Raw genomic sequence first — 25,393 nt, forward strand, 5'->3', positions numbered from 1 at the left:
AGTCTCAGGACTATGCTATAACTAAATCAAAGACTAATAGTATAAGTATCAACTGAATGGAGAAACAGAACGATGACAGCCCATATTGAACGTATAAATATACCTTTAACTTCGCCACTAATCATTGCAGCATTATTGTTTAGCACTGCTGCGTGCTCCAATCCTTCAGCAGTAAGTACTAGTAATAATAAAAGTACCACAACAGAGTCTAAAGAGATTTCTACTTCAGATAACGATACTCAAACCGCCACAAAAAGCACTACACAAACAAAGACTAGCAAGCCTGACTTTACGACCAAAGCAATCGCTACCTTTGATGAGCCTTGGGCTATGACAGCGTTACCCATTGCAGATAGCAAAGCGCCAAAATTACTGGTGACACAAAAAACAGGTGAGCTATTTATCGTAGATACAGCGACGGGTAATAAGACCAAAATCGAAGGCATGCCTACAGTCGCTTACGGTGGTCAAGGCGGCTTAGGCGACATCATCGTGGCTCCAGATTTTGCGACGTCCAATACCGTCTATCTTAGCTACGTGGAAGCAGGGGCAGGAGCTGATAGCAACAAATTTGGTGCTAAAGTTATCAAAGCGACACTTTCAGGATTAGAGACAACCACACCTACGTTGCAAGATATCACGCCTATCTGGCAACAGTCTCCGAAAGTCACAGGGCAGGGACATTATAGTCATCGCCTGCTGTTTTCGCCCGATGGCCGCTATCTATATATCAGCTCAGGCGAGCGTCAAGACAAAGACCCAGCACAAGACATGAGTGGTAATTTGGGTAAGATAATACGGTTGAGTCCTGATGGTAACGCCCCGACAGACAATCCGTTTACTGATAATGAGTTGGCCAAACAGTTTTGGACCATCGGACATCGCAATGTGCTTGGTATGGCATTTGACGATAGTGGACAGCTGTGGGCGCACGAAATGGGACCAAAAGGTGGCGATGAATTTAATACTATTGAGAAGGGTAACAATTATGGCTGGCCAGTGGTATCCAATGGCCGCAATTATTCAGGTTTAGACATTCCTGACCATGACACAAAGCCAGAGTTTGCAGCACCCAAAATCACATGGACGCCCGTTATTTCACCGTCATCACTGAGTTTATATACGGCTGGTAGCCACAATGACTTTCCAACATTACAAGGCGATTTTTTAATCAGTGGTTTATCTTCAAAAGCGCTTATTGTCGTAAGTATCGATGAAGATGATAGTGCTACTGAACGCTATCGTTATGACATGGGTGAGCGTGTCCGCAGCGTACTGGCTGTTGATGGGCAGGTCTGGGCATTGGAAGATGGTGATGGTGGACGATTACTCAGATTATTGCCTAAGTAACATCATGATAAAGCTGCTTTTACATCTGTATTTATGTAGACATTTTAAAAAAACTATCAATCTTATTAGAATAAGTTAAAGGTTTTATCAAGTTTTATTTTGTAATTGATTGATAGTTAAAGCCTATTTTGTTAAGGTAATATTCCTTAAATTTTGAGACTTGCACATGGAAGAAGTAAAAGTAGGCAGATTAGGACCTTTTCCACGGGTGAGTAAACCTGTGTTTATTACATCGTCACTGTTGATCGTTGGATTTATTATTTTCGGTGCGCTTTTCACTGAAACAGCAGGGGCAGTTTTTAGTTTTTTACAGAATTTTATTACCGATAAGTTCGGTTGGTTATTTATTATCTTAGTGAATACAGCGCTCGGGCTTTGCATTTACTTAGGAATGAGTCGCTATGGTGATATTCGTTTAGGCAATCAAACGGAGCGACCGCAGTACAATCTGTTTTCTTGGATTGGCATGTTGTTCTCTGCGGGTATTGGTATTGGTCTCGTCTATTGGGGTACAGCGGAGCCGTTGTATCACTTTATGGCACCACCAATGGGCGAGGCCGAAACGGTTGAAGCCGCAAAGCAAGCGATGAATATCTCATTTATGCATTGGGGTCTACACGCTTGGGGCATTTATACGATTGTGGCACTGTCGTTAGCGTATTTTCATTTTCGCCGCGGTTTGCCTTTATCGATTCGCTCAACCTTGTATCCTTTACTCGGCAAAAGAATCTATGGTCGCTGGGGGCATACGGTCGATGTCTTGGCTGTGTTCGGTACGATGTTTGGTGTGGTCACCTCACTCGGGCTTGGAGTGATGCAGATCAATGCGGGACTTGAGAAACTATTTGGCATGCCGAATAGTCTCACTGTACAGTTCGGTTTGATAGCTTTCATCACAGCGCTTGCAGCCGCTTCCGTTATGATGGGTCTGGATAAAGGTATTAAGCGCCTTAGTGATATCAATATCGGTTTTACAATCGTTTTATTGGTATTCATGGTGGCTTTAGGGCCAACGCTCTTTATCTTTGATAGCTTTATCGAAAATATCGGCAACTATCTGACCGTACTCGTCCCTTTGGGTACGTGGGGCGAGTCTTATAGTGGAACAGATTGGCAAAGCGCTTGGACGATATTTTATTGGGCATGGTGGGTAAGTTGGGCACCATTCGTTGGTATCTTTATTGCCCGTATCTCTCGTGGCCGTACCATCCGTGAGTTTACGTTTGGGGTGCTATTAATCCCTATGCTTATCTTGTTCTTTTGGTTCACGACCTTTGGTGGCGTAGCGATTCACATGGAGCTTGCCTCTGCTGTGACAGGTATTAGCCCAGGGTTGGTTGAAGCAGTACAAGCAGACACGGGTAGCGCAATCTTTAAGCTGGTTGAGTACTACCCACTAGCCAAACCGATTACGTTAATGATTGTTGTCATGATTATGCTTTGGTTTGTGACTTCGTCAGATTCGGCCAGTTTTGTGATTGATATGCTGACCGCTGGTGGCGATACCAATCCGCCAAAGATTCAACGTTTATTTTGGGCAACCACAGAAGGCGTTATCGCTGCCATATTGTTAGCGGCTGGTGGATTGTCTGCTTTGCAGGCAGCTGCCATCGTAGCAGGATTGCCATTTGCTTTAGTGGTTTTTGTCATAATGTATGCGTTGTTGCGGGGCCTTAGCCGTGACCGTTTGATTCTATATCGAGCGCAGCAAAGCTTTATCACAGATGAATCAGCAGATCATAACTCTGCAGATGAGTTTGTTGACGAGCATTTACTCAAAGGCCCACCCAAGATTGTTAAAGGTGACTAAAAGTAGGTAAAAGTAAGACTGCTATTTAAGCTTTTGATAGAAGAAGCCCCAATTTATTTTTAAATTGGGGCTTCTTTATTGGGTGAAGATACTTAAATTTATTCAGGACAGATTCGGATTGCTGAAAATTATTACCGAAATGTTACTACCATTTCTATACATTCGGCAGTATTTACAAGGTGTTATATTTGATAATTCGTTCATACCTTGGTATGGTTACGCACTTTTTTGGGGATATACCTATGGATCATGTAAAAGTTGGCCGATTAGGCCCTTTTCCGCGGGTAAGCAAACCTGTATTTTTGACTTCAGCAATCTTGATACTAGCGTTCATTATTTTTGGCGCTTTATTCAACGAACAAGCAGAAGTAGTATTTAACCAAGCAAAAGCATTTGTCTCTTTACGCTTCGGCTGGTTCTTTATTGTCGTGGTCAATTTAACATTGGTCATGAGTATTTATATGATATTTAGCCGCTACGGCGATATCAGACTCGGTCATCAGAATGAGAGACCAGAGTACAATATGGTTTCTTGGATTGGTATGCTGTTTTCAGCTGGTATCGGTATTGGGCTGCTTTATTGGGGCACCGCTGAGCCGCTGTATCATTTCATGGCACCACCATTAGGCGAGGCGGAGACAGTCGCCGCTGCCAAGCAAGCGATGAATATCTCGTTCCTACATTATGGTCTACATGTATGGGCGCTATATGGCATGGTCGCGCTATCGCTTGCTTATTTTCATTATCGAGTAGGTTTACCACTGGCTATTCGTTCGACACTTTATCCAATATTGGGTAAAAAGATCTACGGCGGTTGGGGACATACGGTAGATACGCTCGCCGTATTTGGTACGATGTTTGGGGTAGTGACCACGTTAGGTCTTGGCGTCTTGCAGATTAACTCAGGCCTTGAGACGTTATTTGGTATACCCAATAATATTACGGTGCAGATTATTTTGATTGGCCTTATCACCATGCTAGCAGGGCTATCTCTGTTTATGGGATTGGATAAAGGCATCAAGCGTCTAAGTGATACCAATATATTGTTCACTGTGATATTGCTAAGTTTTGTGATTATCTTTGGGCCTACGCAGTTTATCTTTAACAGCTTTGTAGAAAATATCGGCAACTATTTGCATCAAATCGTGCCGTTAGGTCTATGGACAGAGTCTTATAGAGGCGAAGAAAATTGGCAAGCTTCTTGGACGATTTTCTATTGGGCATGGTGGATTAGTTGGTCACCATTCGTTGGGGTCTTCGTTGCGCGTATCTCTCGTGGCCGTACTATCCGTGAGTTTATATTAGGTGTGCTGTTAATTCCTATCACGATACTTTTCTTGTGGTTTACTGCTTTTGGTGGTTCTGCGGTAAATATGGAGTTGGTGGCAGCAGCAGACCCTAACATAGTTAGTCCAGGTCTGATCGAAGCGGTCAAAGCCGATACGGGTAGCGCTATCTTTAAATTGATGGAATCTTATCCATTAACGGGTGCGGTCAACTTGCTCATCGTGGTGATGATTGTCTTATGGTTTGTCACCTCATCAGATTCAGCCAGTTTTGTCATCGATATGCTGACATCAGGTGGTGATACCAATCCGCCAAAAATCCAGCGCTTATTTTGGGCAGGTTCCGAAGGTGTTATTGCCGCTGTATTATTGGCAGCAGGTGGTTTGAGTGCATTACAAGCGGCATCGATTGTCTCAGGCTTTCCTTTTGCTATTGTGATCGTCGTGATGATGTATTCTCTATTGCGCGGTCTCAGTCGAGATCGTTTGATACTCTATCGTAATCAGCAATGGTTCACCACAGAAGAGTCAGCAGAGCATAACTCAGCTAATGAGTTCCGTGATGAAGAGTTGCTAAAAGGCCCACCAGCACTTGAGAAAGATGCTTAAGCTTTAGAGTTTATTTCTTAGCTACAAAAATACCCAGCTTGTCATAAGCTGGGTATTTTTATGGATGTTCAATATTTTTAATAAAAAATCTTTCAATACAGCAGCTTTCAGTACAGTAGCTTTCAGTACAGTAGCTTTCGATATAATCGTTTTATAGATTAATTGCATTTGCCTTTTGTATAACCAACGGCTTCGGGGATATTACAGGCTGAGCAGGCATTACTAGCCGTTCGGTAGCTAAAAACTGATCCAACTTTCGTCTTTACACAGACGGGTTCATATTGTGCTGTACAGATATTGTTGGCAGGGTTAACGGGCGGACATTGAGTCAGAGCACCTTCAAATTGCTGACTGATATCAGGACTGGATGAGGTAGGTGTTTGACCAGATGTGCTGATATCAGACATAAAGCTACAGCCCGTTAAGGCTAGAACTAATATCAATATAAGTGATGATGGTTTGAACGAAGATTGATTAATTGTGGAAAATCGACGAGTAGATATAGTTTGTTTCATAAGAAATGTCCTTATTAATAATATTCGATAGCGTCCTGTTATCGCTGATGGATTTGTCTACTGATTATAAATATTTAGTCGTTTATGGTAGCTCATTTGTCAGTAGCTATCCACTTAAACACCATACAAAAACCCCCAAGCTAAATTAAGCTTGGGGGTTTATTTTCTGCCATCAAATACTGATATTACGACAGCATGTCTAAATCAAAGACATCTAAACTGACGAAATTCGCTTATTCAGCTGGTTTGTCGTCTTGATTTAGCTGAACGTACTTGTCAAAGTTTTGAGCATAATCAGTCAAATTGTCGCTCAGCATTTGGCGATACTGTTTGACATAAAACTCGACGATATCGTCTTTTTCTTTGGCGAAATCATCGCCTTTGACGAAGCCGATAGAGGCAACTGACGCGCTATAGCGTGCTGCAGCATACAATAAAGAAGCACCTACTTGACCTGAATGTGCTTCAGGGCCTAGCTGGCTGTTGGCGATACCGATGATAGCGTCAGCACGTTGATAGAATGCCTGCATTTCAGGGGTGATTTCGATGTTAGCATCAGCGTTTTGGTCTTGAATATTGTCTTGAGACATAAGCAACTCCTAATAATAAGTGTCAGTAGTTTTTAGTATATAAAAATGGTTGGTAAACGTTTTAAAGTAGTGACTCTTATAAACCAGCGTCTGCTTTTAAGATATCAGCTTTGTCTGTTTTTTCCCACGTAAAGGCAGTCTCTGAACCTGGACGACCAAAGTGTCCAAAGGTAGCAGTCTGCTGATACATTGGTTGTAGTAAGTTCAACATACGGGTAATGCCGTAAGGACGTAGGTCAAAATGCGTACGAATCAAGCGGATAATCTCATCGTTACTGATCTTGCTAGTACCAAAGGTATTAACAGAGATAGAAGTAGGCTCAGCGACACCAATCGCGTAGCTGACCTGTACTTCACAGCGCTCAGCTAATCCTGCAGCTACGATGTTTTTGGCAACATAACGTACCGCGTAAGCAGCACTGCGATCTACTTTTGAAGGATCTTTACCACTGAACGCACCGCCACCATGACGCGCCATGCCGCCGTAAGTATCAACGATAATTTTACGACCAGTCAAACCAGCATCACCGACAGGACCACCAATCACAAACTTACCAGTTGGGTTGATATGATAGCGTGTGCCAGCGTGCAATAGGTCAGCTGGTAGCACTTGCTTGATGATAGATTCCATCACGGCTTCTTGTAGATCCGACTGCGAGATGCTTGGATCATGCTGTGTTGATAATACAACAGCATCGATGGCGACAGGACGATTACCATCATACTTCAAGGTCACCTGCGCTTTGGCATCTGGACGCAACCATGGCAGCTCGCCTGCGCGGCGCAGCTCCGACTGACGCTCCATCAAACGATGAGCATACTCGATAGGCGCTGGCATCAGGACTTCGGTCTCATTACTTGCATAACCAAACATCAAGCCTTGGTCACCTGCGCCTTGCTCTTCAGGGTCGCTACGATCGACGCCTTGCGCGATTTCAGGAGATTGTTTGCCCAACATGTTAATGACTGCACAAGTCTCGCCATCAAAGCCTAAATCTGAATGGTGATAGCCAATGCCATTTACGGTGTCACGAACCAGACGCTCTAAATCGATATTTGCCGTTGTAGTGATTTCACCTGCAAGTATGACTGCGCCTGTTTTTACTAAGGTTTCGCATGCCACACGTGCGTGCAGATCTTCACGTAAGATAGCGTCAAGGATAGCGTCTGATATTTGGTCAGCCATTTTGTCAGGATGGCCTTCGCTCACAGATTCTGAGGTAAATAAGTTGTATTCACGCATAATGGGATCGCTTAATTGAATCAATAAGTGTAGGAAAAGCAGTACATCTGGGTGCTGCTCTAATTAATTTTGACCACGCATTTACGCGGCAGATAATCGGTATTTCTCAATTTAAAATCGGTTTTGACTAAAATCTTTGCTAATAAACATGACCAAAGGGTGAGCGGACTATCATTCAATCAATATATAAAATGATACTGCCTCGCTCTAATATGGTCTTGGCGGTAATGAGTTGAGTCAGTACCTGCCGTAATAGACAACGCTAATGTGCAGATTGCCTTATTAGAAGCAGGGTAATGGCCAAAATATCTTAACGCAAAATAGGGTTATTCTACCTTGAAACGTTATAAAACTCTAGTGAGCAACACTTGCTCTACTATAAGAAATGCTCAACAAGCAATTCACTGCAATCAAAGGTGGTTACTGGATAGCGGTTTATCTAGCTGAGCGATTAGCTAGCAGTAGCATCTGCTTGAAATGAACAATACGTTACAACTCTAAAAATGCAGCTTTATCTTTAAACATACATTCTTCATAGACAGGGCAAGCGCCGCATTTGGGTGTACGTGCCTGACAGGTATAGCGGCCGTGTAAGATAAGATAATGATGGGCGTCTACGATGAAGTCTTCTGGGATGCGCTCGACCAATTTTTTTTCGACGATGAGTACGGTTTTGCCAGTGGCAAGCCCAGTACGATTGCCCACCCGAAAGATATGCGTGTCAACGGCCATGGTCGGCTGGCCAAAAGCCGTATTTAACACAACATTTGCAGTTTTGCGGCCGACACCTGCCAGTGACTCTAAGTCTTTGCGATTATCAGGAACGGTGCTATCAAACTTCTCAATTAAATCACGGCAGGTTTTAATGACGTTTTTTGCTTTGGCATTATATAAACCAATGTTTTTGATATAGGATTTGAGACCGTCTTCACCTAATGCCAGTATTGCCTCAGGTGTATTGGCCACAGGGTACAATTGCTTGGTGGCAATATTGACACTAACATCAGTCGCTTGTGCGGACAAAATTACCGCGATAAGTAACTCAAAATTACTGTCATAATTGAGTTCGGTGACAGGCTCATCAATAGTCGCTGCCAGCTTTTCAAAGAATGGACGCACGTCACGATTGGGCATTCGTCTAGAGGGCGGCGTGTCAGCTGTTTTATGTTTGACCGTTTTACTCATGGCATTTTGACTATTATTTTGATGAATGATTGTGCCAAATTATATGCTAGCGCTAGCATTCATGTTAATGATTAAAGTATCAATTTATTAACGCATTAGTTGCGTAATCAGCTATTACCGTTATAGCGCTACTTGCAATGACTCAAGCTCGGCTTGTAAGGAATCGAGTTCTGCTTGTTTCTTATCATTTGCACGAACACTCAGTTGCTTTTCTAGTTTTTTGATTTTGGTACGGAGCTTGGCAGCAGCAATAGTGTTTTTTGCTTGTGACTCACTGATGTTTAGAGACTGACTTGCTGCATTATTGAGCTTAGCCTCTACCATACTAACGACAGGTCTACTATTGCTAGTATCAGCAAGCTGCTCTGTGACACGTTTTAAATGAGTGTGGTAGCGTTGTCTCAAATCTTCTTGCTCTGCTATTCGCTCAGGCTCAGATATTTCTCGCTCAACCGTAACTAAGTCAATGCAATCAACAGGGCAGGGCGCGATACATAGCTCGCAGCCAGTGCACAAATCTGTAAAAATCGTATGCATATGCTTGCCAGTACCAACGATAGCATCGACTGGACAAGCAGGAATGCATTTGGTGCAGCCGATACAGTCATCTTCACGGATAACCGCACGAACCTCAGTCGGACGTTCAGAGGTGGCATCTATTGGCCACTGTGAAGGCACTGCCGTCAGCGTAGTGTCAGGAGTATCTATATCGAGAGTCTGAGCAATCGCATTGGTGACTGGCTGACCACCGGGCACACATTTATTATACGGCTCGCCATCTAATACAATCGCAGCGGCATATGGCAGGCAACCATCTGGATGTTCACATAGCCCGCATTGCGTCTGAGGCAAACAAGCATCCACACGTGCAATTTTTGCCTGTATATCAGCGGGCAAGGTATCAATGTGTAATGTATCGAATAAGATAGGTAGATTGACTAAGCGTATATTGGTGCTACTTTGCATTTAATTAAGGACCTTAATACCAGTCGTAAGAATTGGCATTAGTATAAATAGAGATAAAGTGTTGAGAAAGCGGTCTTTGTAAAACAGTATCTATAAGAGCACTGGCTCTGTCAGCATTTTACTACTCATGTTAGCGTGTTACTTATTAAAAAATAAGATTTAAAGTAAAACGCTTATCACAGGAGCAGCGATTTTAAAGAGATGAGATTGAAAATACAATACTATAGCGTAATGTGGTGTTTATAGATAAGGACTGATTATAAATCTACATTTTGTTCTTTAGCCACTTGGTCAATCAAATCGCGAGCGATACTACCCTTTGGCGGAATTCTGGGCAGGTTTGAGAGATCAAAGAAGTCAGCATGTGCTAGCTCATCTTCTTGCAAGATAATATCGCCATTGGCATACGAAGCACGAAAACCAAGCATCAAGTTAGAGGGAAATGGCCATGGCTGACTGCTCACATAGCGGATATCTGTTACGCTGATATTGACCTCTTCTGCGACTTCACGTAATACAGCATGCTCTAGACTCTCTCCAACTTCTACAAACCCTGCGATCAAACCATACATTGGCGGTAGGTTTTGCTGTCCATGACGATGATGGTGAGCCAGTAAGATTTGCATCTCACCCGTCACTGGATTTGACCGAGTAATAGCAGTGATGACGCACGGTTGTACGCGAGGGTATTGGCGCAATCGACATACTGGACAAACCATGGCACGCTCGCCTTGGTCAGCATGTACAGTAGGACTAGCACAGCGACTACAAAACTGTGTATCTGCTTGCCAGCTTAATAGTTGTATTGCTTGGCTAATCTGATCTGACAAGGCGACTGGCAAATGAGTCATCAGTTTTCGATAAGGAACAAAAGTGTTACCACTACTTTCAGCAATAATTGGTAGCGTCACGTTATGAGCAACTGCATAGTCATAAGTCATGGCGCTCGTCGCTTGGGCAGTAAAGCTATGAGATATATTGGCATCAACCGTATCATCTGCATGGTTGCCAGTGCTGTCGTCTGATAACCAATGATTTGGTGCTAGGCTCTCGTGCAGCGTTACGTGACCAACCTGATAAGCTTGCTCGCTTAAGTCATTACTATCGGGCGATAGCTGAACTTGCAAAGGCCACCAACCATCTGGCATTTGACGGCATAAGATACTGTCATCACTTAATACAAAAGCATGGGCCATATAAAATTCCAAACATTATAAAGTAAGTCCGCATCGACGTAGACACAGACTGTTTTAGAGTAAAATATCATCAATTCTATGTAAACCAGATACCCAGATATCTATACATGTTGTCAGGCTGGTTCAGCCTCATGACCAGGCTAGTTCAACCTAATGACTGTAGCACTTTCACGTGCCTGACTCGTACCTACATTATTTTGAACTATCTATATTTAAATGGAATATCATAGTTAAGAGATGATGTCCATGACATGACAATGAGAAAAATTAAGCAGCAAGTAGATGGCTCAAGCTTTGTTGACCCACATCAAGCGCTTGCTTGCTGACAGGGCGATTATTCTCAAAACCATCTAAGTGATGATCGACCGCCATGATAACATCAGCGATGCAGGCTAAAGTACTGTCTTCGATACGTCGTCCGCCTTCGATACGCTTTTCAATGTAGTTGGCTAGCTGACTCAGCATGCTGGCAGGTGTGGGCAGTTGTAAGAAGCGTACTGCGCCTGCTACTTGACGCATCATCCCAGGAATATTTTGGATATTAAGCATGTCGCGCTCAGGTTCCGCCAAATAATCATTGATGGCTTGCTCAGCACTAGCAATCGCAGTTCGGCTTTCTTGTATCAAGGTATCATTGGCGGTATTAAGCTGATGCAATGAGATATGCGGGTTATTCAGTGGCAGATAGATTGCCCCTGGTGTATGCATCTCTGCCATGGCAATGGCGGCGTTCTCTGCGTGCATTAACGCTAGTAGCAAATGATCGAAATCTTCAGGAGAAGGCGCTTGCCAATGGCTCACAGCTTCTGCTGCTTCGCTAAGACTATTGGCTGCGTTGGACAGACCTAATAAACGCAATGCCGAACTCAGTTCAGTCAACTCTTTAATAATCTGCGCTGTCTGCATGTCAATAGGATTAATTGAATCGCCACGTGCATAACTGTCTACGTGTTCTTTAATGTTATTGATTTGATGTTGAATAATTGTGTTTAACGTATCGGTAAGTTCGCGGTTAGGACCGAACAAAAAGCGCTTCATTTGTTCTAGCTGCGCACCTTCTAAATGATTGCTTGCATATTGTTCACGTAATTGCTGCGCTTGCTCGTTATCACGTTGACAGGCAAAGCTCACTAAATCTGCAAAGCGAGTATCCATTACTGGTAAATAGCTTTGAAATTGCTGCTCTAAATAGATAAGTGTGTGTTTTTGACTTAGGTTTAATGGTAATACTGCTGCGATATCAGTCACGGCAGCAGTCGCCGCTTGCCAAAATAAGCTATCAGTATTTGCAGCGATTAATGCGCAGGCTGCACTCATGGCATCCAGCTTTTGCTGATTCGCGGAGTCAATGTTGCCATCTTGATTGAGTAATGCAACCGCAAGGCCACTACGATACGCGTTGGTCAGCAGCTCTGTGTCTAGATTAAGCGTACTTAGAGATTCAAAGTTTTGTTCAGGATTGGCGATGATGACACTACTGCTACCAAATGCAGAAAAATAGTCTGCCGTAATAGGAGCTTCTTGACTATGCGCATTAAGCTTGTTGATTACAGGTATGAGTAGAGTAGGCTCTACCGATTCAGTCAATAGTACAAACTCGACATAACGATCCAAGGTCATGATGGCTTCTGATAGATCCATGATCAAGTCGGTATCGTTGTTATCACCATTGTCATAAAGTCTCTGTAGACCACCAACAATGGCATCATTCAATGCTTCTGCACCGACCAAAGAAATCAGTTTAAAAATACAAGAAAGCTGCTTTAATACTTCGATAGAGTCCGACAATAAAGGTGCTTGGCTACTATCATCATTGAACTCGCCTAGATGAATCTCGGTGTCTTTAAGCGTTGCTATAACCTCATCATGCAGTAAATGGAGTGATGGTAGGTTAAAATCAGTAACACTAAGCGTTGGGGCGGTTAGCTTCATTTGCGCAGACTGGTCCATAAGTATTTTTCCATAATGTACTGATGAGAATAGCAATATTATAAATTTGATTCAGAAAGTATTGGCTAGTGATGTTTTAACGCTTTCTATCATAATAATCAAGACTAAATTATACAAATGTCGGTTAAATAAAAATTCAAATGACAATTACATGCTAGCTTTTAGGGCAGGATAATCTTCTGCCAAAGCGGTATACCAGCTTTGGTCAGCAGTTTCATCCGATGTTGAAGCCAGTAATAAATTTGCTAAATTGGCGAAACTTGCATGAGCGGTTTGTCCGCCATCGGTATCTGTATCCTCTTCGATGGCAAGCGTGACCTGTCCACCAGTCATCGCCAGATAAACTTCGGCTAAAATCTCTGAGTCAAGTAATGCTCCATGAAAAGTACGGTCTTGCTTACCAACATCTAGGCGACGCACGAGGGCATCTAGCGTGTTTTTTTGCCCTGGGTATAGCTGCTTGGCCATCGCCAGTGAATCGGTTACCTGCACCCGATTGGCAAAGTCATTCAGACCAACTTTTGCAAACTCCATATTTAAGAAGTTCATATCAAAAGTAGCGTTATGAGCGATAATCTCAGCGCCATCCATAAAGTCATACAAAGACTGAGCCACTTGATCAAAGGTTGGCTTATCGGTCAAAAATGCTTCAGAGATACCATGAATACGAATGACTTCATCATCCATACCGCGCTGCGGATTGATATAAACGTGCAGCTTTTCACCAGTAAATTTACGTCCGACCAGTTCTACAATACCGACCTCGATAATACGATCGCCTTTTAGTGCATCAAGCCCTGTGGTTTCTGTATCCATGATAAGCTGCCGATCTGCTTCATGGCGGTGTATCGGCTTTGGTAGTAGCGGCTTAAAATATGGGTTGGCACGGCTAGTATCCCCATCGAACTTAGGGGCGTCAGATTCTACACTTGGCAACATATTATTGTCGACGGTATCATCTAGGTGCGTTTGAATATCTGGCATAGCTTTGGTACTCGTCGGGTTGTATGTATTGTCTTGATGGCTGTTAGATTCTACAGCAATGTTTTCATTCATCTTAAGGGCGCTAGCTGTACTCTGACTATCTTCCTTTAGCAGCTCAGGTTCTAATGGCTCTTCATCAAACTCATCGTCCATCATATCTAAACCCAATGGATCGAAACTTAGCCAGTCAGCGCTAGACGATTTTTGCAAGGTATCAGTGTTAATGTCAGTATTAGTATCAATATCAGTCGCTATGTGGTCTTTTTTTTTATTCGTATCTGCTTCATTGAGCATAGCTGAATGGCCGCTGTTTGAGGTGACACCTAAGTTTGCCAGCTCATCTGCTTTTTCATTACCAGCATGTCCAGCGTGACCCTTGACCCAATGCCAGCTAACATCACGCTGTTGGCAGAGCTTATCCAATTGTTGCCATAGGTCTTGATTGGCGACAGGCTTTTTACTGGCAGTTTTCCAGCCCTTTTTCTTCCAACCTTCAATCCATTCAGTGATGCCTTTTTTGACATAACTGGAGTCAGTCCAAATCTCAAGAGTGTGCTCATGCGGGCTATGCGTCAGGGCTTGTATCGCACCCATTAGTTCCATACGGTTATTGGTGGTTTCTTTGTCGCCGCCGTATAAATCTTGCGAGCTGCCATCACTAAATATCAGGTGTGCGCCCCAGCCGCCAGCGCCAGGATTGCCTTTGCAAGCACCATCAGTATAGGCCACAGTGGTATTTGTTTTAGCAGCCAATGGATCAATCGCGTTGTCTTTATGAGTGTTTGGCATTGAATTACGGTTGTCTGACATAAAGGAGTATGGACCTGATAAGTGGTAAGCATAGGGTAGTATTAGAGCATCTCGTTTACGTTATTCGAACGATGATGATGGCGTTGTGAGTATAGCAAATCTATCATAAATATGGGCAGTCGTGACGCACAAAGTCAGAAAACTCTTACGGTAACTTATAACATAATAGTAACGTCTTGGTTTTCTGTTAAAATAGCGAAGCTCTCTGAAAGGCTCTAGTTTTTAGTTACAGAGCTGCCTTTGCTACAAAGATGCCCAAGCGCATTTTTCTGATACAGCTATCTAGTGACATTTTGATAATAGTACACTTAATAAAAGTTTTTAATGCATGATTGCAGGATAACCCCATTATGTCCTTACGCTCGAATTTATTTAATAAGAGACTGACGTATTTGATGCTCAGTGTGACTGCTAGCAGCGCGATTTTTCTGAGCGCTTGTAATGATACCAGCCCTCAAGCAGATACCGAAGTTGCAGCAGATCTGTCTGTCTTTGAAGGTTGTTATACGGTGAGTCAAGATGAGCCTGCTCAGATAAAGGTCAGCCAGCAAGACGACACTTGGGTGATGCAGATGAAAGAACCCGTCACTGCTAAGCGTGTCTGGGATACTCCAGAGCCGTTAGAAGTGATTGAAAATAGCGACATACCGCAGTTCTTCTCTATCGATCCAGACAATGTCGATGCGGTTATTGGTCGTCCTGATCGAGTGCTTGTACTGGCTCATGTTAAACCAGCCTATGCAAATATTGATCCGCTCTTAGACAGTGAGTATTTGTCGTATATCTACCGAGGTGCCAACACGATCTACCGTGTAGAGTGCGATGAGGTGAATACCGATATTTTAGCCAATCCACATGCCAATCTTGTTATCGATAATGTTGATGATAGTATTTAAATAAGCGTTAACGATAGTACTTGGATAAGTATCGACTATAAATATTATTGTTGGTCGATGATATTTGTATAAACAGCATTTTGTTATAAACAGTCATACCATTAGAGTTAAGCGATATGAATTTTTTCAGTTACGTAGTGTTAGGTGGGTTCTCTTATGCAGCTGGTTGGGCGGTAAGGACGTATGTATTAGACAAACAACCGACGCCTGAGCAGCCTTATAATTTAAAACACCCTGCGATTTTGGCATATTTGGGTGCATTTCTTATTATCATGTTGATCGTCTCTTGGCTGCTTGGTCGCTATGCACTTGGTCATGCTACGATTGATCTACCTTTCATTATTGTCAATAGCCTCGTTGCAACATTCGTCTACTCGTTTGGTCTTAATCCAGAAAAAGCTAATTATGAAGTGCCTGATTAAAATACAGTATTGAATGGATTGTGAGTAACAAAAGCCACGACCGAAATATTAATTCGCGGTCGTGGCTTTTTTAATACTGTGATTATGAATCACTTTTTTTAATAGCTGAAAGTATTAATATTTATGAGGCTTTCTTCAGATTAGTACCAGTCTCGTCGCTGTCTTTCTCATCACTACTAGTCTTGTCGTTATCAGTCTTACTAGTGTCGTTGTTAGCTTCTAATTTATCCTTAGTAGCTGATTGTTCCTGCTTCCATTCTTTGTATTTTTGCAGATCTTTTCTGGCCTGCTTTAGACAGAACTTAAGTACTAGCGCATCATCGATATGGCCGATAAACGGAATAGAGTCAGGAATGAGGTCAATTGGATTTAGCACATAGAGCGCACCAATAACACCAGCTGAAATTGTTTTGAAAGGGATCTTACGGTAGTCACCTTTATAATAGTCTTTGACAAGACTCATAAATAGCATTAAATCATCACTAAACGGCTCAAGATAACCGCTATCTTCTAACTTTTCTTTCAGCTTATCTTCTTTGCCCAGCAAGTATTCTAAATTAGAGTCAAGTGACTTGTTTTTATCGGTTTTTTTATTAAACATAATTATTACCTTTTGTTTTTTGCGATGAATTTGTATTTACAGTAACAAATCTGATCGACCTATATTGTGTGTCTCAGTAGCGAAAAAGTAAATATCGGTAAAGATTAGGCAACCATCAGTGTCAGAAAAGCGTCTACAATATGCTGCCACAAGGTCTAAAAACATAAGTCATAAAAATAAAAGCGATAAGGTAGCAGCAGGATATGGGGATTAAGCGTCAGTCACGGACAGATGATAACAATAGTCATGCAACTGAAATAACATCTGGGCTAAACCGTCGGCAGTTTCTACGTCGAATCGGTATAAGTGCAGGAACAGCAATATTAGCGAGCCAAGGTATTTCTAAAGCGCTTGCAGCCAGTCCTATCGATTCTGGTAATAGCTCGCAGCTGACCAAGGATGATCTGCCCACTGCGCTGATAAATGAAAGCTCGCTATCGCAAACGTCACAGGCGTCGTTAACGCAGACAAGCTGTATCACGCCCACGATTGAAACACGACTTTTTGCTAGCTCTAACGTTGGTGGTAGTGATGAGCGTAATCAGTTGGCATTAGATCGCGTGGTTTGTGCTGGGTTTAAAGTAGAAAATCCTGCTATTACCAATCGTCAGTATTTACGCTTTGCGGGAACGGATTCACAGCGTGCTAGCGATTTTCAAAATCTTGCCACTGGAGCAATAGCCGCGCCAAAGCTGCTGCTAGGTGTGCGCGGTGGTTACGGTGCCATGCGCATATTACCTATGGTGGACTGGGCGACGCTAGGACGTATTATGAAGGAGCGCGGCACGATACTCGCAGGCTTTAGCGATGTGACAGCTATCCAATGTGCGCTATTGGCAAAAGGGTCAATGAGCTCGCTTGCAGCACCGATGCTCTATAGTGAGTTTGGTAAAACCGCGCCCGATAAAGTCAGCTGTCAGCAGTTTGTTGAAGTGTTAACCAATCCCAATCTAACTATCAGCATACAGGATGCTACCTTAACCAGTCAGCAGCTACCTGCCATACTGACGAAGGATGAGCCAAAACCAGTAACTGGTACGATTTGGGGCGGGAACTTAAGTGTCGTATCAGCGCTGGCAGGTAGTGAGTATTTACCGCGTATCAATGGTGGCATTGTGTTTTTAGAAGATGTCGGCGAGCAGGCGTATCGTATTGAGCGCATGTTATATGACTTATATCTCGCAGGTGTGTTCAAAGGGCAGCAAGCGATTATATTTGGGGCATTGTCTGGTACGGGCGAGGACAGCTATGACAAACGTTATGATGTCGCCACAGTCATTCGTCAGCTGCATGAACTAACAGGATTGCCGATATATAGTGGTATGCCTTTTGGTCATATCGGCAAAAAATACAGCTTTCCACTGGGGGCAACCTGTCAAATTAGCGCCGATACCGTTGGCGGCTATCAGTTGGTATTTACCGATTATCCAACCATCAAGGCTGATACCATCCAAGTAGAAGGCTTGTGGCAGACTGCTTAAACGCTAATCACTGTCCTTTTTAAATAGCCAACCGCGAAAACTTATCTTGGTACTCTTTAGGCGTCAGCTCTGTCGCACGTTTAAATAGACGCGTGAATGAAGAGATATCATCATAGCCTACTTGATCGGCAAGCGATTTTATCGATACATCGCCCAACTCAAGTAAGCGTTTGGCTTGTTCAATTCTGACAGCCTGAATATATTCAATCGGTCGCATTGCTACGCAGGACTGGAAACGTCTATTTAAAGTGCGCGGGGTAATATTTACCATAGCGGCTAAACTACTGACCTGCAAAGAATGCTGAAAGTTTTCTTCGATATATTCTTGTACTTGTTTAATCAAATGATCGGAATGTGGCTTGTGTAAGGTCACATTGGTATAGCTATTTTGACTACCTCTTTTGCTATCAATAATTTGGGTTTTTGCCACTTGTGTAGAGATCTCACGTCCGCAGTAACGCTCAATCAATAATAGCCCCAAATCATAAAAGGCGCTGCCACCAGCTGCACAAAATATATTGCCTGACTGGTTTGTTGAGTCGCTTCTTGAATGGGTCACAAACTGATTCTCTTGTAAGTCCACCAATGGAAAATCTGCCTTAAACTTATTGGCATAGCCCCAGTGCGTGGTGGCTATTTTATGATCCAATAATCCTGCCTTTGCCAAAAAAAATGCTCCGCTACAGTTGCTTGCTATATCGGCCTTGGTATTCGCAAGCCGTACTAAATGTGGTAGCAGCTCACTGTTTTGCGTCAATACCTTATCAATAGAATCGCCAATGGTGGGCACGAGCAATAAATCGCACTCTGTCACATCTCGAATATCGCAGTGGGCTTGCATGATTAACCGATTGCTACACCTGATATCGCCACCACCTAAGCTTGCGATTTGCACATTAAATCGTGGCTCTACAGACTCATTCGAGAAGCGCTGCCAACTGACCCCCGTGAATGAAAATAAGTCCAATGCGCCAGATAGTACACTACCGAGCACACCATCGAAGCCAAGAATGATCATTTTAAAAGGTTTGAAATAGGGCATAAGTCACTCGTTTCCTTTGCTGTACTGACCAAAATAGCCATTATTTGGTTGATTTTAACCAGTTAGATACTCTGTTTATGTCTTATTTGACCATAATTATGTCATAAATGACAATACGGGCAGGTATCAAATTAGACTAATATCAATTGATAACCACATTTAATCAGTTAACGAGAATACTATGGCCGCAGATACCCTCCTAAACGATTTCGAATTACCTTTTCAATTGTATGATGTGCTAGGTACAGAATCACTCACCGAGCACGCAAAGTTCTCAGAACATAGCCGCGAGACATTTGATGCTGTATTAGAGACAGCAAATAAGATTGCGACAGATTTATTTTTACCGCACAACCATATCGCAGATAAGAACGAGCCGCAGTTCGATGGTAAAAAAGTCAGCATGATAAACGATGTAAAAGTCGCTTTTGATGCGTTCCGAGAGTCTGGCTTTATCGCAGGTCGTTATAGCTTTGAAGACGGCGGCATGCAGCTGCCTGAGACGGTGATGACTGCTGTGGCAGGCTACTTTATGGCAGCCAATCCATCAACGACTGCCTATCCATTTCTGACCACGGCGGCAATCAACGTCATCTCGCATTTTGCTAGTGATGATATCAAAGCAGCCTTTATGCCGCGCATGCTGACAGGTGAATTTACCGGTACTATGGCACTGACCGAGCCACATGCAGGCTCATCACTTGCCGATATCAAAACCATCGCGGTAAAACAAGACGATGGCTCGTACCGTGTCAAAGGCAGCAAGATTTATATCTCAGCAGGTGACCATGAGCTGTCTGATAATATTGTGCATTTGGTATTGGCCAAAGTGCCAGGTGGCCCAGGTGGTGTCAAAGGTATTTCTTTATTTGCCGTGCCTAAGTATCGCTTGAACGCTGACTTGTCTGTTGGCGAGCGTAACGATGTACATTTGACTGGACTGATTCATAAGCTTGGTTATAGAGGTGCGACTTCTACGGCATTGAGCTTCGGCGATGAAGGCGATTGTCATGGTTATTTAATCGGCGAAGAGCACTTTGGCTTGCGTTATATGTTCAAAATGATGAATGAGGCACGTATTGCAGTTGGTTTTGGCGCTTCTATGATTGGTTATCGCGGCTATCAGTACTCGCTAGATTATGCCAAAGACCGTACACAAGGTCGCATTGCGCCAAACAATAAGCCTGAAGATGATGCAACGGCTATTATTCAGCATGGTGATGTAAAGCGAATGCTATTGGCACAAAAAGCTTACTCTGAAGGCGGCATCTCATTGTGCTTATATGGCTCAAACCTAATTGACCGTATCAATACCTGTGAAGACGAAACGCTAAAAAATGAGCTAACCGAACTATTAGATTTGCTAACGCCAGTGCTAAAAGCATGGCCATCTGAGTATGGCCCAAAAGCCAATGATTTGGGTATTCAAGTATTGGGCGGCGCAGGCTATACGCGTGAATATCAGGCTGAGCAGTTTTGGCGTGACAATCGTCTAAATCCCATTCATGAAGGCACAAACGGTGTGCAGGCGCTAGATTTGTCATTCCGCAAGTTATGGCAAAAAGGTGGGTTGGGCATTCAAATCCTAAAACGTGAAATTACACAAGATTTAGAAAGTATCACGACACCTGAGAGCGCGCAACTTGCAGGCAAGCTGATGCCTTATATGGGTCAGTTGCATGAAGTGCTCGTGCATTTGGGTAAAGTGTTGCAGACAGAAGAAGCGCTAACCCTTACTGGTAATGCTCAAGCATTAATGAATATTTTTGCCTCAATTGTACTGAGTTGGATTTGGATTCGCCAAGCCAGTAAAGCTGAGCAGCTACTAAGTACGACGCAAGATGTCGAGCAGCAGAACTTTTATAAAGGCAAGATACAAGCGGCCAAATACTTCATCGATTGGGAACTACCATTAGTTAAACGCGACATCGAATTATTAACCAACACCAACTCGGTTTGCACTGATATGCAAGCGGACTGGTTCTAAGGACAACTCTAAGGAAAGAGACATGACAACGATAAATAAACAATGGCGTCTAAAAGCAAGACCAGTAGGCGAGCCAAGTGCTGAAACTTGGGACTATACCGAGACAGAAATACCGACGATTATCGATGGTCAGCTACTGATTAAGGTTGAATACATCTCTATCGATCCCGCGATGCGTGGTTGGCTGAACGATGCCAAATCTTATATCGCGCCAGTACAAATTGGTGAAGTGATGCGCGCCGGTACTGTGGGTGAAGTGATTGAAAGTAAGCATGAGAAATTTGCAGTAGGTGACTATGTCGCAGGTCACGACGGCGTACAGTCATATGCGGTCAGCGATGGTACAGGCCTGCATAAAGTTGATCCAAGCCTAGCGCCGCTGTCTTACTACTTGGGCGTACTCGGTATGCCGGGGATGACAGGGTATTTTGGTCTTCTAAAAACGGGTCAGCCAAAAGCTGGTGAGACGGTAGTGGTATCAGGAGCTGCTGGTGCGGTTGGTAGCTTGGTCGGTCAGATTGCCAAAATTAAAGGCTGCCGAGTCGTTGGTATCGCGGGCGGCGCTGAGAAATGTAAGTTCTTAGTCGATGAGCTTGGGTTCGATGCGACGATTGATTACAAAAACGAAGATGTGAAAAAAGCACTAAAGAAAACCTGTCCAGACGGCGTCGATGTGTACTTTGACAACGTAGGCGGTGATATCTTAAATGACGTGCTTACTCAGATTAATCTGCATGCGCGTATCGTTATTTGCGGGGCTATCAGTCAATATAACAACACCACAGCAGTAAAAGGCCCATCGAACTATCTATCACTATTGGTCAATCGTGCTCGCATGGAAGGCATCGTGGTGTTCGATAATATCAAAGAATATCCAATCGCTATGAAGGATATCGCTGGCTGGATTCAGTCAGGTGATATGAAAGTAAAAGATCATATCGTTGAAGGTATCGAGACGTTCCCTGATACTTTGATGATGCTCTTTAACGGTGAAAATTTCGGCAAACTAGTACTTAAGGTAGAGGGATAGGACATGACACTGAATACAAATGGAATTGCATCAGATGTAGCTGGCAAACGAATTTTGATCACGGGCGGTGCATCAGGCATCGGTGCAGCCAGTGCGCTGTTGCTGGCTAGCCGCGGCGCAAAAGTTGTCATTGGTGATATGGCAGAAGAAATGGGCGAAGCGGTTGCCAAACAAGGCCAAGATGCTGGCAACAGTATTGTCTTTAAAAAAGTAGACGTGACCAGTGGTGATGAAGTGCGTGCGTTGTTCGACTTTGCAGTAGAAACGCTTGGTGGCTTAGATGTTGTGGTAAACAACGCTGGTATCGACCACAAGCCTTCACCAATGCATGAGCTAAGCGATGATGATTTTGATCGTAATATCGCAGTGAATTTAAAAGGCGTTTGGCACTGTATGCGTGCTGCGGTCAATTGTATGATACCTAATGGCGGTGGTCATGTGATCAATGTCGCATCTATTGCAGGTCTGCGTTCAGCACCTATGATTTCAGCCTATAGTGCAGCTAAACATGGTGTTATGGGTCTGACCAAATCTGCTGCCCATGAGTATGCCCGTGCCAATATCCGTTTTAACGCGGTATGCCCAAGCTTCATTGATACGCCAATGGTACGCAATACCATGGCAACGATGGATGAGCGTACACAGCAAGCAACGATTAAGGCCAGTCCACTGCGCCGCCTAGGAAACGTCAGTGAAATCTCTAGTGCGATTGCGTGGCTTGCCAGCGATGAAAGCAGCTTTATGAATGGTCATGCCTTCACCTTAGATGGTGGTATGCTAGCGTAACTGTGATCGTTGAGCGCTCTTTGTTCAGTTCATTAGTGCTCGATAATCGCTGTTAGTTATGACAGCGATTATTTTATTTTAGATACACGTTTTAGATATATGAATTCAGCGCTCAAAAACTATTGAAAATATAAAGTTTATAAAAATATAAGGAACAACGATGAAAGATTTATTTGATTTAACCGGTAAGGTTGCTCTAGTAACTGGTGCTAGCCGTGGTATTGGTGAGTCTATTGCCCGTCTATTGGCATCAAGAGGCGCACATGTGATTGTCTCAAGCCGAAAAATCGATGCTTGCCAAGCAGTCGCTGATAGCATCAAAGCGGACGGTCATAAAGCCAGTGCTTTTGCTTGTCATGTGGGAGATATGGATCAAATTGACGCAATTTTTGAGCATATCAAAAGTGAATTTGGTCAAATCGATATCTTAGTCAATAATGCTGCAGCCAACCCTTACTATGGCCATATCTTAGATACGGATTTAGCCGCCTTTGATAAAACGGTTGAAGTTAACATCCGTGGTTACTTCTTTATGTCAACGGCTGCTGGCAAAATGATGAAAGAGCAGGGCGGCGGTGTCATCTTAAATACCGCATCGGTCAATGGTTTAGTAGCAGGCGATAAGCAAGGTATCTACTCAATCACCAAAGCGGCAGTCATTAGCATGACCAAAGCATTTGCTAAAGAATGTGGCCCATTAAATATCCGTGTCAATGCGCTATTGCCAGGTTTGACGGATACTAAGTTTGCCTCTGCACTGACTACTAACGATAAAGTCTTAAAAATGGCGCTACACTCGATTCCGCTAGGACGTGTGGCTGAGCCTGATGAAATGGCTGGTACCGTATTGTATCTAGTATCTGATGCCTCAAGTTATACGACAGGCGCAACAATCGTTGTCGACGGTGGCATGCTAGCTTAATTAGACAATCTACAAGACATAGGTTAGATAAGAAAGTAATTGTTTAAAACTGCATGAGACTCAAGAGCCGCATGAGATTTATTTTCATGTGGTTTTTTTGATTTATTTTTTAATAGAATGTCTAAGTAATCTTGGTTTTGCACTAACGAATAAATTGCTAATTTTAAATGAGCATCAGCTGTATAGTGGCATAATAAATATGCTAATAGCTACTTGGACAATATGAGGGAGTCACGCATGAATTCAGTTATCAACAATAAAATAAACACGATTTCTCAAAATAAAACATGGCTGTTTGTGCCAGCGACTCGCATCGATAGAGTGGCGAAAGCCTTTGCTAGTGGTGCAGATGCGGTTATTGTCGATTTAGAGGATGCCGTTGCATCAGAGGATAAAGCAGACGCCCGCGAAGCATTACAGCAATATCACGACAGTACAGGTTATCAGCCGATTTGGGTGCGTATTAATAAGTCAGGTAGCGAAGAATTCTTTAAAGATATAGTGCTCTGTCAGAAGATGCATAATTTGGCTGGCGTGTTATTGGCTAAAGCTGAGCAAGTCACCGATATAGAGAGCGTACATCAGCTTACCAATTTACCCGTGATTGCATTGATTGAGAGTGCGATAGGATTGTATCAAATCGATAGTATGGCAAAAGCAGTAGGGCTCGCCGCGTTTAGTTATGGATTTTTAGATTTGTGCAATGATTTGCACGTGCAAGTAGGAACGCCTGCCGCTGATATCATCGCCAACCAAATCCGCTATCAATTAATCCTAACGTCAAAGGTGCACCAATTGTCGCCGCCTATCGATACCATTTATCCTGATTTCAATGATGAAGTAGGGCTAAGCGCCCGAGTGCAACTATGGTCACAAATGGGCATGTCAGGAATGCTGTGTATTCATCCCAAACAAGTGGCAGTCGTGCAACAAGCATTGCAACCAACAGATAAGACTTTGTTATTTGCACAGCGTGTAGTTGAGGAGTATGAGCGGAGCAGGCAGGCAGTATTCAAAATAGATGGCGAGATGGTCGATGCACCAGTGATTGAGCGTAGTCGTCAACTGTTGGCAAAGTAGCAGTCCAATCCATGTTTAGTTAAATATAAGCAGTCGGTTCAATATAATTTGGTTACCAGAAAGCCGAGTGAAAGTATTACAAGCAGTATACTAAGCGAGACTGACACCGTACCTAATTTATAGAGGATTGACTATATAATGCTTTATCATAAACCATATCCATTCACATTCGATAAAAGCATACTATGATTTTCATTAATAATAATATCAGCCTCAATGATAATGAGGTAGAGATCAGCGCCATACGAGCGCAAGGCGCAGGTGGGCAGAATGTCAACAAAGTATCTTCTGCCATTCACCTGCGTTTTGATATTAACAACTCAAGTCTGAGTGATGAGTACAAGCAGCGACTGCTAAATAGCAAAGATAGCCGAATAACAAAGGAAGGCGTGCTGATTATCAAGGCACAGCAGTTTCGTACGCAAGAGCGCAATAAAATAGATGCGCTTGAACGTTTGCAAAGCTTTATCACCAAAGCCACTTACGTTAATAAAACCAGAAGGCCTACCAAGCCAAGCAGGAATGCCAAACGTAAACGGGTGGATAAAAAGACCCAGCGCGGTAAGACAAAGGCTTTGCGCGGTAAGGTAGATTTTTAGAGAATTTGTGATAGTAGATTTTGTCGTTGAGAAGTTGTGCGGCAGAAAACTTG

General features: G+C 43.2%; 22 protein-coding genes. 12 read left to right on the forward strand and 10 right to left on the reverse strand.

Features of this window, described 5'->3' with window-relative positions; genetic code table 11:
* The first annotated feature begins 72 nt into the window (after window positions 1–72).
* The 3 genes from HCZ91_RS10000 to HCZ91_RS10010 all read left to right on the forward strand — a co-directional run bounded on the left by HCZ91_RS10000 (window position 73) and on the right by HCZ91_RS10010 (window position 5,055).
* Window positions 73–1,350, forward strand: coding sequence for a PQQ-dependent sugar dehydrogenase (locus HCZ91_RS10000; RefSeq protein ID WP_179799271.1), 1,278 nt, complete (start codon window positions 73–75; stop codon window positions 1,348–1,350).
* A 166-nt stretch (window positions 1,351–1,516) separates the two neighbouring features.
* Window positions 1,517–3,160 carry a BCCT family transporter gene (locus HCZ91_RS10005; protein WP_179799272.1) on the forward strand — a complete coding sequence of 548 codons (1,644 nt, stop codon included), beginning with the start codon at window positions 1,517–1,519 and terminating at the stop codon, window positions 3,158–3,160.
* 242 nt (window positions 3,161–3,402) lie between these two features.
* Window positions 3,403–5,055, forward strand: a complete 1,653-nt coding sequence (locus tag HCZ91_RS10010; protein WP_057760694.1) for a BCCT family transporter — start codon at window positions 3,403–3,405, stop codon at window positions 5,053–5,055.
* Between the two features lie 158 nt (window positions 5,056–5,213).
* On the opposite strand, the gene HCZ91_RS10015 is transcribed toward HCZ91_RS10010, so the two are convergent.
* The 8 genes from HCZ91_RS10015 to dnaQ form a co-directional block, all read right to left on the reverse strand.
* Entirely contained in the window at window positions 5,214–5,570 is a 357-nt protein-coding gene (locus HCZ91_RS10015; RefSeq protein WP_218870139.1) for a hypothetical protein, read from the reverse strand.
* Between the two features lie 233 nt (window positions 5,571–5,803).
* Window positions 5,804–6,160: a DUF3144 domain-containing protein gene (locus HCZ91_RS10020; protein ID WP_102078350.1), complete on the reverse strand. Its 357-nt coding sequence runs from the start codon at window positions 6,158–6,160 to the stop codon at window positions 5,804–5,806.
* 76 nt (window positions 6,161–6,236) lie between these two features.
* The gene (gene metK, locus HCZ91_RS10025; protein ID WP_057760687.1) at window positions 6,237–7,403 is read right to left on the reverse strand and encodes a methionine adenosyltransferase; all 1,167 of its coding nucleotides are present in this window, start codon (window positions 7,401–7,403) and stop codon (window positions 6,237–6,239) included.
* Window positions 7,404–7,892: 489 nt separating this feature from the next.
* Window positions 7,893–8,588, reverse strand: coding sequence for an endonuclease III (gene nth, locus HCZ91_RS10030; protein WP_057760685.1), 696 nt, complete (start codon window positions 8,586–8,588; stop codon window positions 7,893–7,895).
* Between the two features lie 120 nt (window positions 8,589–8,708).
* Window positions 8,709–9,554, reverse strand: a complete 846-nt coding sequence (locus tag HCZ91_RS10035; protein WP_179799273.1) for an RnfABCDGE type electron transport complex subunit B — start codon at window positions 9,552–9,554, stop codon at window positions 8,709–8,711.
* Between the two features lie 257 nt (window positions 9,555–9,811).
* The gene (gene nudC, locus HCZ91_RS10040) at window positions 9,812–10,750 is read right to left on the reverse strand and encodes an NAD(+) diphosphatase (protein WP_179799274.1); all 939 of its coding nucleotides are present in this window, start codon (window positions 10,748–10,750) and stop codon (window positions 9,812–9,814) included.
* 267 nt (window positions 10,751–11,017) lie between these two features.
* Window positions 11,018–12,700 (reverse strand): hypothetical protein, encoded by a 1,683-nt coding sequence (locus HCZ91_RS10045; protein WP_179799275.1) that lies wholly within the window; start codon window positions 12,698–12,700, stop codon window positions 11,018–11,020.
* Between the two features lie 147 nt (window positions 12,701–12,847).
* Window positions 12,848–14,494, reverse strand: a complete 1,647-nt coding sequence (gene dnaQ / locus HCZ91_RS10050) for a DNA polymerase III subunit epsilon (protein WP_179799276.1) — start codon at window positions 14,492–14,494, stop codon at window positions 12,848–12,850.
* A gap of 350 nt (window positions 14,495–14,844) precedes the next feature.
* Between dnaQ and HCZ91_RS10055 the strand changes: the two genes are divergently transcribed.
* On the forward strand, window positions 14,845–15,390 hold the full coding sequence (locus HCZ91_RS10055) for a hypothetical protein (protein WP_218870141.1): 546 nt from the start codon (window positions 14,845–14,847) through the stop codon (window positions 15,388–15,390).
* Between the two features lie 116 nt (window positions 15,391–15,506).
* Window positions 15,507–15,812: a hypothetical protein gene (locus HCZ91_RS10060; protein ID WP_165597863.1), complete on the forward strand. Its 306-nt coding sequence runs from the start codon at window positions 15,507–15,509 to the stop codon at window positions 15,810–15,812.
* A gap of 121 nt (window positions 15,813–15,933) precedes the next feature.
* On the opposite strand, the gene HCZ91_RS10065 is transcribed toward HCZ91_RS10060, so the two are convergent.
* Window positions 15,934–16,413 (reverse strand): YkvA family protein, encoded by a 480-nt coding sequence (locus HCZ91_RS10065; protein WP_179799277.1) that lies wholly within the window; start codon window positions 16,411–16,413, stop codon window positions 15,934–15,936.
* 203 nt (window positions 16,414–16,616) lie between these two features.
* Here HCZ91_RS10065 and HCZ91_RS10070 point away from each other — a divergent pair, with 203 nt between their 5' ends.
* Window positions 16,617–17,894 (forward strand): LD-carboxypeptidase, encoded by a 1,278-nt coding sequence (locus HCZ91_RS10070; RefSeq protein WP_179799278.1) that lies wholly within the window; start codon window positions 16,617–16,619, stop codon window positions 17,892–17,894.
* A 19-nt stretch (window positions 17,895–17,913) separates the two neighbouring features.
* On the opposite strand, the gene HCZ91_RS10075 is transcribed toward HCZ91_RS10070, so the two are convergent.
* Window positions 17,914–18,936, reverse strand: a complete 1,023-nt coding sequence (locus tag HCZ91_RS10075; RefSeq protein ID WP_179799279.1) for a helix-turn-helix domain-containing protein — start codon at window positions 18,934–18,936, stop codon at window positions 17,914–17,916.
* 181 nt (window positions 18,937–19,117) lie between these two features.
* On the opposite strand from HCZ91_RS10075, the gene HCZ91_RS10080 reads away from it, so the two are divergent.
* From HCZ91_RS10080 to arfB, 6 genes are all read left to right on the forward strand, one after another.
* Window positions 19,118–20,923, forward strand: coding sequence for an acyl-CoA dehydrogenase (locus tag HCZ91_RS10080; RefSeq protein WP_179799280.1), 1,806 nt, complete (start codon window positions 19,118–19,120; stop codon window positions 20,921–20,923).
* A gap of 22 nt (window positions 20,924–20,945) precedes the next feature.
* Window positions 20,946–21,953: an NADP-dependent oxidoreductase gene (locus HCZ91_RS10085; protein ID WP_179799281.1), complete on the forward strand. Its 1,008-nt coding sequence runs from the start codon at window positions 20,946–20,948 to the stop codon at window positions 21,951–21,953.
* A gap of 3 nt (window positions 21,954–21,956) precedes the next feature.
* On the forward strand, window positions 21,957–22,739 hold the full coding sequence (locus tag HCZ91_RS10090; RefSeq protein WP_102078818.1) for an SDR family NAD(P)-dependent oxidoreductase: 783 nt from the start codon (window positions 21,957–21,959) through the stop codon (window positions 22,737–22,739).
* Window positions 22,740–22,899: 160 nt separating this feature from the next.
* Window positions 22,900–23,661: an SDR family oxidoreductase gene (locus HCZ91_RS10095; RefSeq protein ID WP_179799282.1), complete on the forward strand. Its 762-nt coding sequence runs from the start codon at window positions 22,900–22,902 to the stop codon at window positions 23,659–23,661.
* 237 nt (window positions 23,662–23,898) lie between these two features.
* Window positions 23,899–24,741 (forward strand): CoA ester lyase, encoded by an 843-nt coding sequence (locus HCZ91_RS10100; protein ID WP_179799283.1) that lies wholly within the window; start codon window positions 23,899–23,901, stop codon window positions 24,739–24,741.
* 185 nt (window positions 24,742–24,926) lie between these two features.
* Window positions 24,927–25,340 (forward strand): alternative ribosome rescue aminoacyl-tRNA hydrolase ArfB, encoded by a 414-nt coding sequence (gene arfB, locus HCZ91_RS10105; RefSeq protein ID WP_102091188.1) that lies wholly within the window; start codon window positions 24,927–24,929, stop codon window positions 25,338–25,340.
* Window positions 25,341–25,393: the final 53 nt, after the last annotated feature.

The organism is Psychrobacter sp. BI730, assembly GCF_013414195.1.
Taxonomy (GTDB): Bacteria; Pseudomonadota; Gammaproteobacteria; order Pseudomonadales; family Moraxellaceae; genus Psychrobacter.

Coding starts and splice junctions, on each gene's coding strand:
- HCZ91_RS10000 (WP_179799271.1), top strand. CDS start 73: ATGACAGCCCATATTGAACGTATAAATATACCTTTAACTTCGCCACTA.
- HCZ91_RS10005 (WP_179799272.1), top strand. CDS start 1,517: ATGGAAGAAGTAAAAGTAGGCAGATTAGGACCTTTTCCACGGGTGAGT.
- HCZ91_RS10010 (WP_057760694.1), top strand. CDS start 3,403: ATGGATCATGTAAAAGTTGGCCGATTAGGCCCTTTTCCGCGGGTAAGC.
- HCZ91_RS10015 (WP_218870139.1), bottom strand. CDS start 5,570: ATGAAACAAACTATATCTACTCGTCGATTTTCCACAATTAATCAATCT.
- HCZ91_RS10020 (WP_102078350.1), bottom strand. CDS start 6,160: ATGTCTCAAGACAATATTCAAGACCAAAACGCTGATGCTAACATCGAA.
- metK (WP_057760687.1), bottom strand. CDS start 7,403: ATGCGTGAATACAACTTATTTACCTCAGAATCTGTGAGCGAAGGCCAT.
- nth (WP_057760685.1), bottom strand. CDS start 8,588: ATGAGTAAAACGGTCAAACATAAAACAGCTGACACGCCGCCCTCTAGA.
- HCZ91_RS10035 (WP_179799273.1), bottom strand. CDS start 9,554: ATGCAAAGTAGCACCAATATACGCTTAGTCAATCTACCTATCTTATTC.
- nudC (WP_179799274.1), bottom strand. CDS start 10,750: ATGGCCCATGCTTTTGTATTAAGTGATGACAGTATCTTATGCCGTCAA.
- HCZ91_RS10045 (WP_179799275.1), bottom strand. CDS start 12,700: ATGGACCAGTCTGCGCAAATGAAGCTAACCGCCCCAACGCTTAGTGTT.
- dnaQ (WP_179799276.1), bottom strand. CDS start 14,494: ATGTCAGACAACCGTAATTCAATGCCAAACACTCATAAAGACAACGCG.
- HCZ91_RS10055 (WP_218870141.1), top strand. CDS start 14,845: ATGTCCTTACGCTCGAATTTATTTAATAAGAGACTGACGTATTTGATG.
- HCZ91_RS10060 (WP_165597863.1), top strand. CDS start 15,507: ATGAATTTTTTCAGTTACGTAGTGTTAGGTGGGTTCTCTTATGCAGCT.
- HCZ91_RS10065 (WP_179799277.1), bottom strand. CDS start 16,413: ATGTTTAATAAAAAAACCGATAAAAACAAGTCACTTGACTCTAATTTA.
- HCZ91_RS10070 (WP_179799278.1), top strand. CDS start 16,617: ATGGGGATTAAGCGTCAGTCACGGACAGATGATAACAATAGTCATGCA.
- HCZ91_RS10075 (WP_179799279.1), bottom strand. CDS start 18,936: ATGCCCTATTTCAAACCTTTTAAAATGATCATTCTTGGCTTCGATGGT.
- HCZ91_RS10080 (WP_179799280.1), top strand. CDS start 19,118: ATGGCCGCAGATACCCTCCTAAACGATTTCGAATTACCTTTTCAATTG.
- HCZ91_RS10085 (WP_179799281.1), top strand. CDS start 20,946: ATGACAACGATAAATAAACAATGGCGTCTAAAAGCAAGACCAGTAGGC.
- HCZ91_RS10090 (WP_102078818.1), top strand. CDS start 21,957: ATGACACTGAATACAAATGGAATTGCATCAGATGTAGCTGGCAAACGA.
- HCZ91_RS10095 (WP_179799282.1), top strand. CDS start 22,900: ATGAAAGATTTATTTGATTTAACCGGTAAGGTTGCTCTAGTAACTGGT.
- HCZ91_RS10100 (WP_179799283.1), top strand. CDS start 23,899: ATGAATTCAGTTATCAACAATAAAATAAACACGATTTCTCAAAATAAA.
- arfB (WP_102091188.1), top strand. CDS start 24,927: ATGATTTTCATTAATAATAATATCAGCCTCAATGATAATGAGGTAGAG.